Source organism: Dysgonomonas sp. ZJ709, from assembly GCF_011039195.1.
Taxonomy (GTDB): domain Bacteria; phylum Bacteroidota; class Bacteroidia; order Bacteroidales; family Dysgonomonadaceae; genus Dysgonomonas.
In genome coordinates this window covers 102,459-116,133 of record NZ_JAAKEM010000007.1, presented here as the reverse complement: position 1 = coordinate 116,133, position 13,675 = coordinate 102,459, and the positions used below count along the sequence as shown (strand labels likewise).

Here is a 13,675-nt window from a genome sequence, read left to right as displayed (position 1 = left end):
CTGTATTCGATATCAGGGCGTTATTTTATTTTGATCTGATCTTTTATAAATCATGTACACATCTAACTAAAGCACCGGATGCTCTGTTAATGGGGAAAATAAGATACGTTCCATTGGCAATACTCAATATCTCTGTAACATCTCCGAGGGGATTAACATCACTTGCCCAATAATGACTGTTGCTACCTGCACTCTCTAGTCCTCCTGTTGTATTTCTCGTACCTCCGGCAGGGAAGAACAATGCATTGCCCGGATTTTCGAAAGTGGCGGCTACTGCTTCTGCCTGTGTAGGTGCAAACCAAACTCCCGGATAATTGTATTGGTCTGAAACAATCCGCCAATCTCGACCTTCAGAGTCAAGTAAAGCTTGCAGTTCTGCTCTGGTCGGGATTCTCCAACCATCCGGACAAGGGCTTGTCGACCAATCTGTACCTATAGCACCTGTTGTATCCCAGCCTGTTACTTCGCCGGTACTGGCCCATGCAACGTTTCTGTTCCATTGGTAGAATTTACCTATCTGTGTCTGGTCGGCAAAGGTATATGGTAAATCGACATTTGTTTCGGCCCATACTACGCCTCCCGGTCCCGGTTCGGGAGTCGGGTCAACCGTTTTTTGGATGATAGTAATAAGTAGTTCCAAGGCTCCTCCTCTGACTAGTACAAATCTAACCACGTCATCATCATCGTCAGCCGAATTTTCCTCGATGGCCGTGATTGATATCGTTGATCCGTCTGACGATCTAATGATTTGGAAATGGCCGTCGTCCAAGCCTGTAGAAGACGGGTCACCGGATGGATTACCTTCTACATCCGCCCAAGTCAACGTATAGGTTGATAGATCTGTCTCTGTAAGTATATCGTAAGACGATCCGGCCTCTCCTGGTAATCTTATATAGGATTCTGATACACCAAGATAGTTATTAATATCGAACACGACGTGTTTTATATAGTCTTGCCACAAAACAATTCTAGTATCCATCGATGAAGATATATTGTTTGCAGCTTCTAGCGCAGTTGCATAACCACTACGTGCCACAGAAGTTATATTAAATTCATAGCGGGTATTCCGCAGTATTTGTCCGAGCGGATTTCCCGCTGTATTAGGATTAAAATCGAGCCTGTAATAGCTTACAGTTTCCCCTTCATAGCGACCTCCAATTACAATACAAGTAGCATCGTTTACCAAGTTGCCCGACGATGGAGTAGGTGATTCCGGTAAATACAGCTCTGAAACAGAAGATGTTGTAGCAGCAGTTAGTATAGGGTCGGTATTTATAGTATAACTCGTCCCTGTAGGGACGCTGGGATCGGTAACACTCGGTGTTGTTGTAGGATCATTCGGTATGATTTGCATATTGTTTGCTACGCGAAAAGCTTGTATGCTAACCAATTCGAAGTTTGTTACAGCACTATTTACTATAACATCGACACGAGCCACAGAACGAAGCATCCGTATGTTATTAATCGTATTTTCTGTTGTGGCAGATAATCCTGATGGAAATTCGTAGGTGCCCCACATAGATAAATTGCCACTTATTGGACTTGCAGAAATTATCTTGCTCAACCGAGCCTTTACGGCAGCTTTGCTTTCGCCCGCTTGTGGCTCATTAGTATTGATTTCTGCATCTGCATTTGCAACTATATAAATAGTTGTCGGTTCGTCACTCGATAGTAAACGGGCTTTGAACGTTGCGCTATAAGTGCCGCTATTTATAATATTTGTACCATCTACACGATATAAGTAGTTATCATTTTCAAATACAAGTATTTGTATTTCATTAATAGTACTTTCTGAATCTGTTTGTCCCGATTTTACTAAAGATTTAGGAGGAGTGGCATTAGTAGTCATTACTCCGAATTGAATATAGGTCTCTGCACCGTTCCCATTGTTTTTATTTGTGATTGTTTCATCGGAACATCCATAGAATAAGCCCGCAATTACGAATAAAGATAATTGCAGGATATAGGTTTTTGTATGTTGTGAAAATATTCTCATTCTATTTATCTATAAAATTCTGTTGTTTAATTTGCTAAAGAACAGAATGGATTTATGATGTCTCTTGTATTACTTTAACAAGTATATGCGCTCTTTTAGCCACTATCAGAAAATATACTTCTATATTGGTTCCTGATGTGTTAGCTGTCAAAGCATCGACTATAATAATATTACGTGATTTGGTAATCCTGAAAAAACCGTCATCAATGTTTTCTCCCGGTGTTCCTAATGGTGTTCCAGCCGCATCAGACCATTGTATAGTATAAACAGGCACATCGGTTGATATCGAAGCATAACCATACGCAGTTATCGGTGATTTCAAAGTTATTGTCCTTGTCGATATCCTGAAATAATCTGTTCCATCCATCCCTACGTTCATATTTTCATTCGCCCAATCTTGTATGGCAACTTCGATATTAGTAGGTATATTTTCCGCCGCTTCTTCGGGTGTAGGCCAGCCGGGTGATGTCACATTTATTATACTGAATGTATAGTGATGATTGCGCAGTATTTGTCCAAGTGGATAATTGACAATGTTTGGTGCGAAGTCGAGTCGATAATAGGTTATATCACTACTGCCGTTATATCTTCCGCCTACGATGACACATGTTGCATCTGATACCTGATTGGCTACAGCCGGTGCTTCAGATTCGGGCAGATATAATTGTGATTCGGATATATTGTCTGTAATGGTAATAGGGGCAGTATTAATTGTTGCAGAACTACCTGTCGGAATACTAGGATCGGAAACCAGTAATGCACCAGTATAAGCATTGGGTGCTACTTGTAAATTATTATTGACTCTGAATGCCTGAGCACTTACCATTTCGAAGGTACTTGCGGTCTCTGTTGTGCTAATATCCACCCGTGCTACTGCCCGCAATACATTTAGCTGTACTACCGTGTTATTAAGTGTACTCGCTATCCCCGATGGTAAAAGGTATTCACCCCACATAGGAAAATTACCTGTAATATTGGCAGATGTTACCGATTGTGTAATCTTCTGTTTCACTTCGCTTTCGGTATCGCCCACCATCGGGAGGTTATTGGCAATAGCATTATTTGCATTGGCCACAATGTATATTTTAGCAGGCTGACCTACAGTATAAACAACAATATCGAAAGATGTAGAAATATTATCGTCGGAATTTATAGATGTCGCTGTTGCTCCATAACTGTATCTGTAACCGTTTCCATCGTTTATGAATACTAAGGCCTGTATTTCACTAATTTGATTTTCGCTGGCTGTTTGTGCTGCAAAGGTGATATTTTTAGTGTGGAATTCTACTTTTATAGTCTTCTTACTTGTATCTGTGGTGTTATCCTGTTCCTGATCGCTGCACGAAACTAATACGCACATTATACCCAATAGTGTATAAACCCGAAGTAAATATTTTACTTTAGGGATTACTATCGATTTATATCGGCTAATTAGTATCATGAGTATTTTTTTATTTTTATCTATCTATCAATTACCATTCAAACCAGTGATATTCATTATCCCAGTCGGTAACTTTTATATTTACAGTTAATGAACCTCGTAAATCTATCAATATATTAATAGTACCACCAATGATTGGTATAATGTCGGTTCCATCGCTGTTTGTTTCTGCTATGGCTATCAATGTATCGCCTTTATATATTGCAATTGTCAGGCGATTGCCATCTGATAAAGGATACATCGTAAACGGATAAGAAATGAACTGTGTATTTGAATCATTAAATTCACCTCCTTGATTATAGGTTATAGAATTGCCTGTTAGGTTTCCCTTAAAATTATAAGCATCTTCTTTAGTCCCGGTAATTATGAAATGATAATCGGATGCAGCTTTAGTAATCGAACTTGCGAGTACTGGTGCATCCAGACCTTTTACCATAATATTGACCAGAGCTGTTTTTCGGTGTATGGTTACATTATCTTCTATTGTTACGTCTGCATTTGCAGTTCTTTCTTTAATATTAGTAATACCATAAAATAAGTCGTCGGGATTTTGGGCGTACGCTTCAGTATCTCTTTTCAATTGTACTAGGGCTTGATCCATACTGATACCTTCATTTAAGCTACTTACTTCCTGTTTACCGTTCAAATTGCTCCACACAACAACGGAGAAACTATCTCTTCCTTTATAAAATATTTTGACCGGCACTTTATTCTGTATATCATTAGCTGATACAGCTATCTCCTGAACAAAACGCTGATTTTTGTCGAATATATAGACGTGTGCTCCACCAGCTTCACCGCTTGATGTTATATCTTGGCCGGCTGGATTAACAGCTTTTATATTCATGGAAAGCGTTGTGTCGCAAGTCGGGAAATCATCGTAAATACAAGCTGAAAAACACAAGGATACAAACAACAGAATTGTACAGTATTTGAGTTTTCGGGCAAATATTAAATATTTCATATAAGAGGTAATCTATTTTGTCTTTTGGAGCGTCTGTTTTTTATATTAAGTAGAGAGAACTATCTAATTTTCGTTCTCTCTACTTTCTTGTTTTTTTACCATTCTACTTCTTGAGTAGGTACAACAACCCAGTTTTGTGGAGTAATTGTTACAGTCAAAGTTGCAGGATCACTAGGAGTCTCAGGATCAGGAGAGCCTGTTCCTAAACGACGAAGAGTAATATCAACCGTATGTTGTGTGTTACGGGCTATAGCAGGTAGACGAAACGGGAAATACATAATTTCGCCATCGTAAGTACCTTCTAATGTAAGTAGAGTTGCTTCCTCATCATCGCCACCACCATCTGAATTTACAAAAACATAGAAAAACCTTTCGTCATGATCTGTTAAAGTAATACTCTCATACAGATAAGGTTTGATATATATCCCATCAACAGTCATACCTTCAATCCCGCTGTAAAATGGTTGTGCTGTAACAACAGAAGGTATACCTACGGAAGATAAACTTTTGGCCTTGATGATAGCTACCCCTGTTAACTCAAACAACAAAGGGTCTACTCCTGCAGCAGGATCAATTGTAATTTCGCCGAGTATAATTTTAGCGACTATACGGCTGATAGGGATAGTTACATTATTAGTACCTGTAGCCTCAGATTGAAGAGTTACATCAGCTTCGCCACTCATCACTAGATTATGAGTTGGGCCGGCTGTTTGGTTATCCAAATTAATATAATTTGCTGCATTTGCCAGATCGCTGTACGGATCACCTTCTTCGAGGATAGGGTTAGTATATCCGGCTGGCGTATTTGCAATAACAACTACTTTTTTCGTCCCTGTAGTAAGTCCATCTACAAATAACGATAAACCGGTAGATCCTATTTCTGCCTTTTCCAGTCTGTTATTGGCAAATACATAAACAGTAAAAGTATTAATTGTATTTTCTTCTACTTGGGTAGGGTTACCAACACCACGGGTTTCATTACTTTTGGTTCCACCCAAGGTAACCGTAAGAGAAGCTTTAGCTCCTGTTTCGGGCGAGCCTGGAGAACTATTGTCATCGTTGCTGCTACAAGCAGAGCACAATAGTGCTACAATGCTCGTTAAGAAAAAAAGTCGTTTCATTCTAAATTCAATTTTTAAATTACTATTCTAATTATTTCTTGTTTTTCGTTAAGTTTACCTATATTTAGTTCATTGTTTTTTGAGTTCTATTAATGTATAGTGTACATCGAAGTGCATTAGTTATTAATCCTGTTTTCGGGGAAAATCCATTGGTAAAAAAGTGGATAGATGCCAATAGGAGTGTAAGTTTATGCATTAAGATTGTTTTCATAGGAGAGAAAATATATTTCTCGTTATTTAGTGAATAATTTTTCCAGAAGCTAAGATTTAACTTCTCATCTGGGCTTTTATTAAAAACAAGTTAATGTAACTTTTGTTCATATAGAAGATATCTATCTTAGGAAAGGGTAAATGATGGGTGTTAATGAGGTTTGTGGGATAAGTTTGCTTAATTGTTAGATGAAAAATGAACTATCCTATTTTTAACAGTTAATATGTATCTGTTTAATCTATATAGCCTCTATACAGAACAATCCCTTATCTGTAGTTGTTTATATTTAAACCTTTTCCTGAATGAAAGATAAAAACAAGTTTTCTTCTAAATATATAATACTATTTCTTCTACTTATCATATTTCCTGTATTTCATGTAGATATACTGAAGGCTGCGGCATTTCCTTTGGCAAAAGATACAGCCTATACCGATACTATACCTTTATATTCGGATAATGTAATACAAAAATCTATCTATTTCCAAAAACTAAAGAAAAGGAGTAAGTTATATGACCGTCTATGGGGTAAACATTATAGAGAATTATATTCGACTCCTATTACTGTAAATTCTATATCATTAAAATATCTTTTTAGTGAAGTTACAGTAACAGGGCAAGCTAATGACTTTGGTGGGGTATATATAAAAGACAAAAATGAATATTCTTATTTACTGAAACCTTTAGGAGGATCTACAAGCTTTTTAAAATCTGATTTTTTTCAGGAAATGTATAACAAAAGGGATTTCGAAGATACTTATCTGGACGAATTTATAGGTGATGCGTATACAATCATCAATCCATATACATTTATTACATCCGACTATTTAGCTAAAAAGGTCGGTCTAAATACAAATAATCCTCATCTTTATTACATCCCTAAAAATGCGACATCAGATACTATTGCCGATGGTGGCAATATTCAAGATAAGTTGGTGAGTATAGTAGAGATGCCGGACTTGAATTCTCAAAAGAGTACCTTCGTTACAGAGGAATTATTCAAAATGCTTCAAACAGATAAATTGCAGATGGTCGATCAGCAACTCTATATAAGAGAGCGTTTGTTTGATATATTGATAGGCGACTGGAATAAAATACCGGAGAATTGGAACTGGGTATCCCAAAATGAAGGCGATAGTGTGATATACCAGCCCATTGTTATAGACAGAAGTCATGCTTTTACGCGAGTAGATGGATTGTTATTCAAACAAATGCTAAGTGTACTTGGGCTAGGTTTCATTTCTGAATATAAGGGGGAATTGAAAAATGTGAAAAAAGAAAATTCCCTTGGATTTACATTTGATGTAGCTTTGAGTGCTCAGAGTGACGAGTCTTTGTGGCTAAAGCAAGCAGATTATGTGAAGCGTGAATTGACAGATGAAGTGATTGATAACGCTTTCAACAAGTTGCCAAAAGAGATCCAAGCTGCTCCTGAAACTCTCAATCTGAAAGAGAAACTGAAAAAAAGGCGAGACTCACTAAATACTATTGCCAGAGAATATTATAAGGCATTGCAGGAAAATCCGGTTTTAGTTGGAACAACCCAAAGCGATAGTATTATTATCGATAAATATAGCTCAGATAGCCTTCAAATAAGAATGTATAGTCCACAAAATAATACACCATTATTTGATCGTAGATATGCAAAAAAAAATACAAAAGAAATCTGGATATATGGATTGGATGGAAATGATAAATTTGAGGTGAAAGGCAAAAACAAAATGCCTGTATTCTTCATAGGGGGAAAAGATGATAATACTTATAATATAGAGCAAAAAAGCAAGGTACGGATATATGGGTATCATTCGCAGAAAAATGCTTTAGATTCTGTCGATAATGCTCGGATTATTCTTTCGGATAATGATAATACTCATGATTACGATTATAATAAGAGTCGGTACAGAGACATTTCATTTAGTCCTTGGGGTTTTTATGATTCTGACTGGGGGCTAAGCCTAGGTAGTTTTGTTACTTACACACAATATGGTTTTAAGCGTGCCCCGTTTTCTTATCAGCATCGTTTGGGATACAATTACCTACAAGGATTTCTTTACAGAGGAATTTTTCCTACATACGATGAAAATAAGAGTATGCATATCGATGCCTTTATCGGTTCACCCGAAAACTTCAATAATTTCTTTGGATTTGGTAATAATACCAATGGGTACAAGGACGAAAGGAACGATTTTAACAGGGTGAATATCGGTCGATATAGCCTGACTCCCTCATATCATCTTGGTATTGATAATCAGCAAACATTTATCTTTTCAACTTCTTTCGAAATGTATAAGGTTAAATGGAAAGAAGGCCGCTTTGTCAGTCAGTTCTTTGGAAGTGATGATCATATTTTTAATATGAATTACTTTGCAGATTTTGGCGTGACTTATGATCTAGAGAAAGCGCTATCGCCTTTTATCCCTGTATTTCGTTCGACTATAACCGCCGGTTGGAAAATGAATTTGGCTGACCTTAATCGGAACTTTCCTTATTCACAGGCTGATATTATGTTAAATTTTCAGCTTATAGATCGTGTGATTCTTGCCACTAACATAAAAGCAAAAGCCATATTTAACAATAAATATGAATTTTATCAATCGGCATCTACCGAACTGAGAGGTTATCGTGATAGTCGATTTATAGGGCAGTATTCTTATTATCAATTGTTCGATGCGAGAGTGGATATGGGTAAAATAAAAAATCCGTTCACACCTCTTAAGTACGGTCTTTTTGTGGGGTCAGATTTCGGTCGTGTTTGGTATCCGGGCGAGTCGTCAAAAAAATGGCACACATCTTATGGTGGAGGCGCATGGTTAACTATAATAAACAAAATTACAACTAAGTATTCTATTTTTGGTTCGGGCGATAGTGTCCGTTTTATGTTCGAATTGGGGATGGGATTCTAGATTGTTGATCGCTATTGCAATAGTTATATATAGCTATTGTACATCTTTCTTATTGAAGATATTTTTGTCTGCATAAAAGATAGAAAGATGAATAATCCGATTACAGGTGCAGAGATATTATTACAATCCCTTTTGAATCATGATGTAAATACAATCTTCGGTTATCCGGGAAGTTGCGTTATGCAAGTATTAGATTGTTTGTATAGTCGCAAAGAATTGATGAATCATATTTTGGTACGTCACGAGCAAGGAGCTGTACATGCAGCACAAGGATATGCGGAAGTATCAAAAAAAGTTGGGGTTGCTTTATTAACTTCTGGTCCGGGTGCCACTAATACCGTGACCGGTATTGCCGATGCAATGGCGAATGCTATTCCGATTGTTGTAATAACAGGACAGGTAAATTCAAATCTATTAGGCACAGATGCTTTTCAGGAAGTTGATATTATAGGTATCACCCATTCCATTACAAAATGGGTATATCAGGTTCGTTCGGCAGGTGAAATTTCTTCGGCAATAGCACATGCTTTCTATATTGCGTCCACGGGTCGTCCCGGTCCCGTGCTTTTAGATATAACAAAAGATGCTCAATCAGAGAAAGCTATGTATATATCACAACAAACCAGTTTTATTCGAAGTTATAATCCAACTCAAGATTCGGAAAAATGTGAGAAATTAACTCCTACTGATACTGCGGACATGAACAAAAATATGCAGAACCGAATAATAGGTATTATGCAAGATATGGATGACGATTTAATCATAGTTTTAGACTTTGCTCGTCTCTCTAACCTAAATGAACCCATTTCTCATGAGATTGTAAAATCAGAAAAATTTGGAACGCTCGGATTTGGTTTACCGGCGGCAATAGGAGCAAAGTGTGCAGCTCCGGATAAAATTGTTTGTCTTATTGTTGAGGCAGCTCAATTTCAGGCTACAATTGAGGAATTAGGGGTCGTTATGCAATCGGGAATTGATATAAAAATATTCTTATTGAATCATCCGCATGAAGATAATCCGGATTTTATCCGGTTAGTTGATGCCTATAATATTAAAGGAGAGGTTGTTTTGGAGCAAAAGTATTTGAAGAAGGACATTCAAAAGGTATTATACTCAAAAGGAGCTTTTGTACTGGAAGTGAGGATATAAATAGTTATTTTAGAATGCCTAATATTCTGGCACGATTTACAGCTTCAAACGAATTGTCAGCATTCATTTTATGGAGAATATTTTGTCGATGTATGTTAACTGTATTTATGCTGATTGCTAATTGATCGGCAATTTCTTTACTTAAAAGCCCTTTTTGGATCAATTGCAAAATTTCTTTTTCACGCGAAGTTAATTGAATAGTAATTTCACCTGATGAAATAAAATCGATTCGTTCGCCTGTTTTAAGATTGATAAAAAAACTTTTGAAATCGTCTGTATTAATTTGATCAGATAGAATATTAATAATCCCAAGCATTAACCAGAGATTACCTAATTTATCTGTTTCTAATGCTTGTCGTTCCCAAGATAATCGAACATAGTTCCCTTGTATATTTTGTACTCTCAGTTCGAAGATGTGTTTATAATTTATCCTCTCGTCTTTAGGTTGTTGCATAATGAATTCTCCGACCTTTAGTTGTATTTCTTTATATTTCAGAAAATCATCAGAATGAATTCTGGAATCTAGGAATCGGTTGTCAGACGGATTTCTAAAATCATCTTTTGTCGGTACATATCCAACTATATTCTTAAAATTATCAGATGTAAATATGTATTCGAATTTATGTAAGTCTACAATAAAGAAACAGCAGTTATTCAGTTCAGACAATCGGTTTAAATCATCTTTATACTTATTCGCAATGGTATAATCTAAATCTGTTTCTTTCAGATTATGACCTGTGTAGATTTCTTGCAATATTTCTCTTATTTCTTGATTCATATCATCATTGTACTTATCACAAAAGTAAGATAATATTTGGGTGAAGTAATAATGATATTTTAATTATATTTGTTCGTTTCTCTAAATCTAATTGTGCAATAATCGGTTTTGATTAAACTTGCTATTCCATGTTGATAAAACGAATACAAAATAAAACTTAAAAAAAGTGATAATGCTCCAATGATTAGAACTAAACTATTTTACTTGTGTTAAGAATAGTAGAGTTAGACTTTTTATTTTAAATTGATTATATGTATTGTTCTAAACGGATTTATTTGATGTTCTTGCCTTTATTCATCTTGCTTTGTTTAACATGCCCGGTTAAGCAAGAGATAAAGCGATCATTAAATATTCCGATCAATATACAGCTCGATTTAGAGAAAAGCAATAATTTCAGATCGTGCATATCAACATTCCAACAGAACGATTTAACTCAAAAAAATAAAAAGCAGGCAGAAGAAAGATATTTCTTATTTACAGATAAAAATCATTTAGATTATCGGGGCAATTTTACTTCTACAAACTTATATCCGCATCAACCTGTAGAGGTTGACATTTTATCCGTTCCACTATTCATATATCACAGGAAATTAATTATTTGATTTGCACTTATACGCAACTTTATAATGTCAGATTAATTAGAGATAATTAGTTTGCCATATTCTTTATATAGAAAATATAACACTCAATATTCAAATAATTATGATACAAAATAATACGAAAGAGATGCAGCAAGCATACTCTTTATCGGGCACTTTTGCCCTTGCTTTACGCTTAGTTGTGGGTTGGACTTATTTTTCGGCTTTCTGGCGACGATTAATCCTTGAAAACAAACTGAATCCAGATGAAGCCGGATATATTGGTGAAAAATTTAATCATTTCTTACCAAATGCACTGGGAATAAAACCTATTATAGAGTATCTGGTATCTAATCCCGAATCGCTATGGTGGGCTATGGTAGCATTTACAATTATTGAAGGTATTGTCGGTCTGCTTATAATGCTGGGATTCTTTACCCGGTTGATGAGCTTGGGGGTACTGGGGCTAGCTACAGGTATATTGCTTGGGTCGGGCTGGCTTGGGACAACTTGTTTAGATGAATGGCAGATAGGTATACTTGGTATGGCTACAGGATTCACCCTGTTATTTACAGGTGGAGGAAAATATTCCATAGATAATTATTGGCTTGCTAAAAAGCCTGTTGCAAATACAAAATGGTTCAGTTGGGTTGCTTCCGGAATATTACCTATTGGCGAAAAGAAATTGAACCTGATAGTTATCTCGGGATCGGCAGTTATTTTGTTTATGACTCTCTTTACCAATCAATATTTTCACAATGGAGTCTGGGGACCACTGCATAATAAGTCTGTAAAACCGATTGTCGAAATATCTGATGCAACACTCAACAATGAAGGTTTGGTTTTTACTGTTTTCAGAACAGAAGGGGCAGATGTATATGGCTCATTCTTAATAGGTATTACATTGAAAGATCAAGATGGAAAAATTGTCTTACAACAAGATGGAGATAAATTGTCTAAATTTCCGTTGTTAAATATCGAAAACAGTTATGTAGCCAAAGTTAAGCCGGGTAAACATAGTCTGGTTATTCCCTTGGGAAGTAAGGCCAAATTAAGAATTAAAGACGAAAGTATTGTCAATCTCCGTAAAGGCGATTATGAATTAATATTGACTGATATTAGTGGTATAACATGGAGTGAAAGAATTACTTTTTAAATATAAAAATAACAGAAGCAGAAAATTCTTTCTGCTTCTGTTATTTTAGTTCTTATATAATATGGTTACTTCTTAAACTTAAAGTAGCGGTTCTATATCCTTCTCTATTTTAGATGGGTTCGTGGTAGGAGAGTAACGTTTAAGTATCTTCCCATCACGAGAAACCAGAAATTTGGTGAAGTTCCATTTTATAGCATCGAATATAAATCCACCTTTACTCTTTTTTAGTAATTTGAAAAGAGGATCAGCATCCTTGCCATTTACATCAACTTTAGCAAATGTGCGGAAAGTTGTTTTGTATTTCATCTCACAGAAACTCGCTATTTCGTCATTTGTTTCCGGAGCCTGATTCCCAAATTGATTGCAGGGGAAATCAAGGACTTCGAATCCCTGATCTTTATATTTGAGATATAAATCCTGTAAATCTTTATATTGTGGTGTAAATCCACACTGAGTGGCAGTATTGACAATTAGTAATACCTTTCCTTTATAATCTGCCATCGAAACATCGTTATCTTTGGCATCTTTTACAGTTATATCGTAAATATTCATATCAGAACATGATAATAAGTTTCCATGTTGCACTTCTGTTTGCGTGCTGAGGCATTTTATTCCCTCTGGAAACAGACATTGTTATCGACTCTAGCGTTCCAACTACTTTCCAAACACCACTCTTAGGACATTTGTCTCCTGTACGGGCAGTCATACCCAGGCGAGGCTTCATCATATATTTAGCTTTATTTAATCTTGATATTTTTACAACTGAATTGAATTTCAGCGTGTAAAGGTACAATAAATAGGCTACGTTTGAAAATAAGACTTGTATTCGCTCCTATATTAAACCGTTATTCCCTATAGAATGTTCATGTTAATAGATGTCATCCAAACTATATAAAATATAAGATATTCATTTAAAAGCAAAATAATAGAAGATAGATGAACGAGATACAACATATTAACCTTACATTTAACAGATAAAATAAATGGGTTCATTTTGCTCTCTATCTTCAGTTCTATTTTCTTGGTATTATGTATTAAGACATCTTATCGTCGAAATTGACCATCCTAGACTCCTTTGTTTAAAATCATTTACATTTTAATTTAGTATTTATATGAATATTTACATTGGAAACCTCAGCTATGAGGTAAAAGAGTCTGATTTGCACAAAATCATGGAAGAGTATGGTAAAGTAATTTCTGCAAAGCTTATTGTTGATAGAGATTCTAACAGATCGAAAGGTTTTGGATTTATCGAAATGGAAAATAATGCGGATGGTCTTAAGGCTATTCAGGAACTTAACGGAAAAGATTATTTAGGACGTCCTATCGTTATAAAAGAAGCTATTCCAAGAGATTGATGGTCTCTTGCCACCGTAAGTGC

At 35.9% G+C, this 13,675-nt stretch carries 11 protein-coding genes; 4 read left to right on the top strand and 7 right to left on the bottom strand.

Annotated features, from left to right (window positions below; genetic code table 11):
• Positions 1 to 43 precede the first annotated feature (43 nt).
• The 4 genes from G7Y56_RS07215 to G7Y56_RS07200 form a co-directional block, all read right to left on the bottom strand.
• Positions 44 to 1,996, bottom strand: coding sequence for a fimbrial protein (locus G7Y56_RS07215; protein WP_165042291.1), 1,953 nt, complete (start codon positions 1,994 to 1,996; stop codon positions 44 to 46).
• 52 nt (positions 1,997 to 2,048) lie between these two features.
• Positions 2,049 to 3,437 carry a hypothetical protein gene (locus G7Y56_RS07210; protein ID WP_165042289.1) on the bottom strand — a complete coding sequence of 463 codons (1,389 nt, stop codon included), beginning with the start codon at positions 3,435 to 3,437 and terminating at the stop codon, positions 2,049 to 2,051.
• A gap of 31 nt (positions 3,438 to 3,468) precedes the next feature.
• A complete protein-coding gene (locus G7Y56_RS07205) occupies positions 3,469 to 4,401 on the bottom strand; it encodes a FimB/Mfa2 family fimbrial subunit (protein WP_165042286.1) in 933 nt (310 codons plus the stop codon).
• 95 nt (positions 4,402 to 4,496) lie between these two features.
• Complete coding sequence (locus G7Y56_RS07200) at positions 4,497 to 5,522, bottom strand: fimbrial protein (RefSeq protein WP_165042284.1); 1,026 nt, start codon at positions 5,520 to 5,522, stop codon at positions 4,497 to 4,499.
• A 513-nt stretch (positions 5,523 to 6,035) separates the two neighbouring features.
• On the opposite strand from G7Y56_RS07200, the gene G7Y56_RS07195 reads away from it, so the two are divergent.
• Together G7Y56_RS07195 and G7Y56_RS18845 are read left to right on the top strand one after the other, a co-directional pair.
• Positions 6,036 to 8,633, top strand: a complete 2,598-nt coding sequence (locus tag G7Y56_RS07195; protein ID WP_165042281.1) for a hypothetical protein — start codon at positions 6,036 to 6,038, stop codon at positions 8,631 to 8,633.
• A gap of 87 nt (positions 8,634 to 8,720) precedes the next feature.
• Positions 8,721 to 9,782 (top strand): thiamine pyrophosphate-binding protein, encoded by a 1,062-nt coding sequence (locus tag G7Y56_RS18845; RefSeq protein WP_165042279.1) that lies wholly within the window; start codon positions 8,721 to 8,723, stop codon positions 9,780 to 9,782.
• A gap of 4 nt (positions 9,783 to 9,786) precedes the next feature.
• Here G7Y56_RS18845 and G7Y56_RS07185 read toward each other — a convergent pair whose 3' ends face one another.
• Positions 9,787 to 10,560, bottom strand: a complete 774-nt coding sequence (locus G7Y56_RS07185; RefSeq protein ID WP_165042277.1) for a LuxR C-terminal-related transcriptional regulator — start codon at positions 10,558 to 10,560, stop codon at positions 9,787 to 9,789.
• 702 nt (positions 10,561 to 11,262) lie between these two features.
• Here G7Y56_RS07185 and G7Y56_RS07180 point away from each other — a divergent pair.
• The gene (locus G7Y56_RS07180; RefSeq protein WP_165042275.1) at positions 11,263 to 12,294 is read left to right on the top strand and encodes a TQO small subunit DoxD; all 1,032 of its coding nucleotides are present in this window, start codon (positions 11,263 to 11,265) and stop codon (positions 12,292 to 12,294) included.
• Positions 12,295 to 12,372: 78 nt separating this feature from the next.
• Here the strand turns inward: G7Y56_RS07180 and G7Y56_RS07175 are convergent, their stop codons facing one another.
• Positions 12,373 to 12,846, bottom strand: a complete 474-nt coding sequence (locus G7Y56_RS07175; RefSeq protein ID WP_165042273.1) for a glutathione peroxidase — start codon at positions 12,844 to 12,846, stop codon at positions 12,373 to 12,375.
• Position 12,847: 1 nt separating this feature from the next.
• Positions 12,848 to 13,021: a hypothetical protein gene (locus G7Y56_RS07170; RefSeq protein ID WP_165024179.1), complete on the bottom strand. Its 174-nt coding sequence runs from the start codon at positions 13,019 to 13,021 to the stop codon at positions 12,848 to 12,850.
• A gap of 385 nt (positions 13,022 to 13,406) precedes the next feature.
• Between G7Y56_RS07170 and G7Y56_RS07165 the strand changes: the two genes are divergently transcribed.
• Positions 13,407 to 13,652 carry an RNA-binding protein gene (locus G7Y56_RS07165; protein WP_165024176.1) on the top strand — a complete coding sequence of 82 codons (246 nt, stop codon included), beginning with the start codon at positions 13,407 to 13,409 and terminating at the stop codon, positions 13,650 to 13,652.
• The last annotated feature ends 23 nt before the right edge of the window (positions 13,653 to 13,675 follow it).

What these genes read in the sequence shown, in the direction of transcription:
- G7Y56_RS07215 (WP_165042291.1), bottom strand. Translation starts at nt 1,996, where the DNA reads ATGAGAATATTTTCACAACATACAAAAACCTATATCCTGCAATTATCT.
- G7Y56_RS07210 (WP_165042289.1), bottom strand. Translation starts at nt 3,437, where the DNA reads ATGATACTAATTAGCCGATATAAATCGATAGTAATCCCTAAAGTAAAA.
- G7Y56_RS07205 (WP_165042286.1), bottom strand. Translation starts at nt 4,401, where the DNA reads ATGAAATATTTAATATTTGCCCGAAAACTCAAATACTGTACAATTCTG.
- G7Y56_RS07200 (WP_165042284.1), bottom strand. Translation starts at nt 5,522, where the DNA reads ATGAAACGACTTTTTTTCTTAACGAGCATTGTAGCACTATTGTGCTCT.
- G7Y56_RS07195 (WP_165042281.1), top strand. Translation starts at nt 6,036, where the DNA reads ATGAAAGATAAAAACAAGTTTTCTTCTAAATATATAATACTATTTCTT.
- G7Y56_RS18845 (WP_165042279.1), top strand. Translation starts at nt 8,721, where the DNA reads ATGAATAATCCGATTACAGGTGCAGAGATATTATTACAATCCCTTTTG.
- G7Y56_RS07185 (WP_165042277.1), bottom strand. Translation starts at nt 10,560, where the DNA reads ATGAATCAAGAAATAAGAGAAATATTGCAAGAAATCTACACAGGTCAT.
- G7Y56_RS07180 (WP_165042275.1), top strand. Translation starts at nt 11,263, where the DNA reads ATGATACAAAATAATACGAAAGAGATGCAGCAAGCATACTCTTTATCG.
- G7Y56_RS07175 (WP_165042273.1), bottom strand. Translation starts at nt 12,846, where the DNA reads ATGAATATTTACGATATAACTGTAAAAGATGCCAAAGATAACGATGTT.
- G7Y56_RS07170 (WP_165024179.1), bottom strand. Translation starts at nt 13,021, where the DNA reads ATGATGAAGCCTCGCCTGGGTATGACTGCCCGTACAGGAGACAAATGT.
- G7Y56_RS07165 (WP_165024176.1), top strand. Translation starts at nt 13,407, where the DNA reads ATGAATATTTACATTGGAAACCTCAGCTATGAGGTAAAAGAGTCTGAT.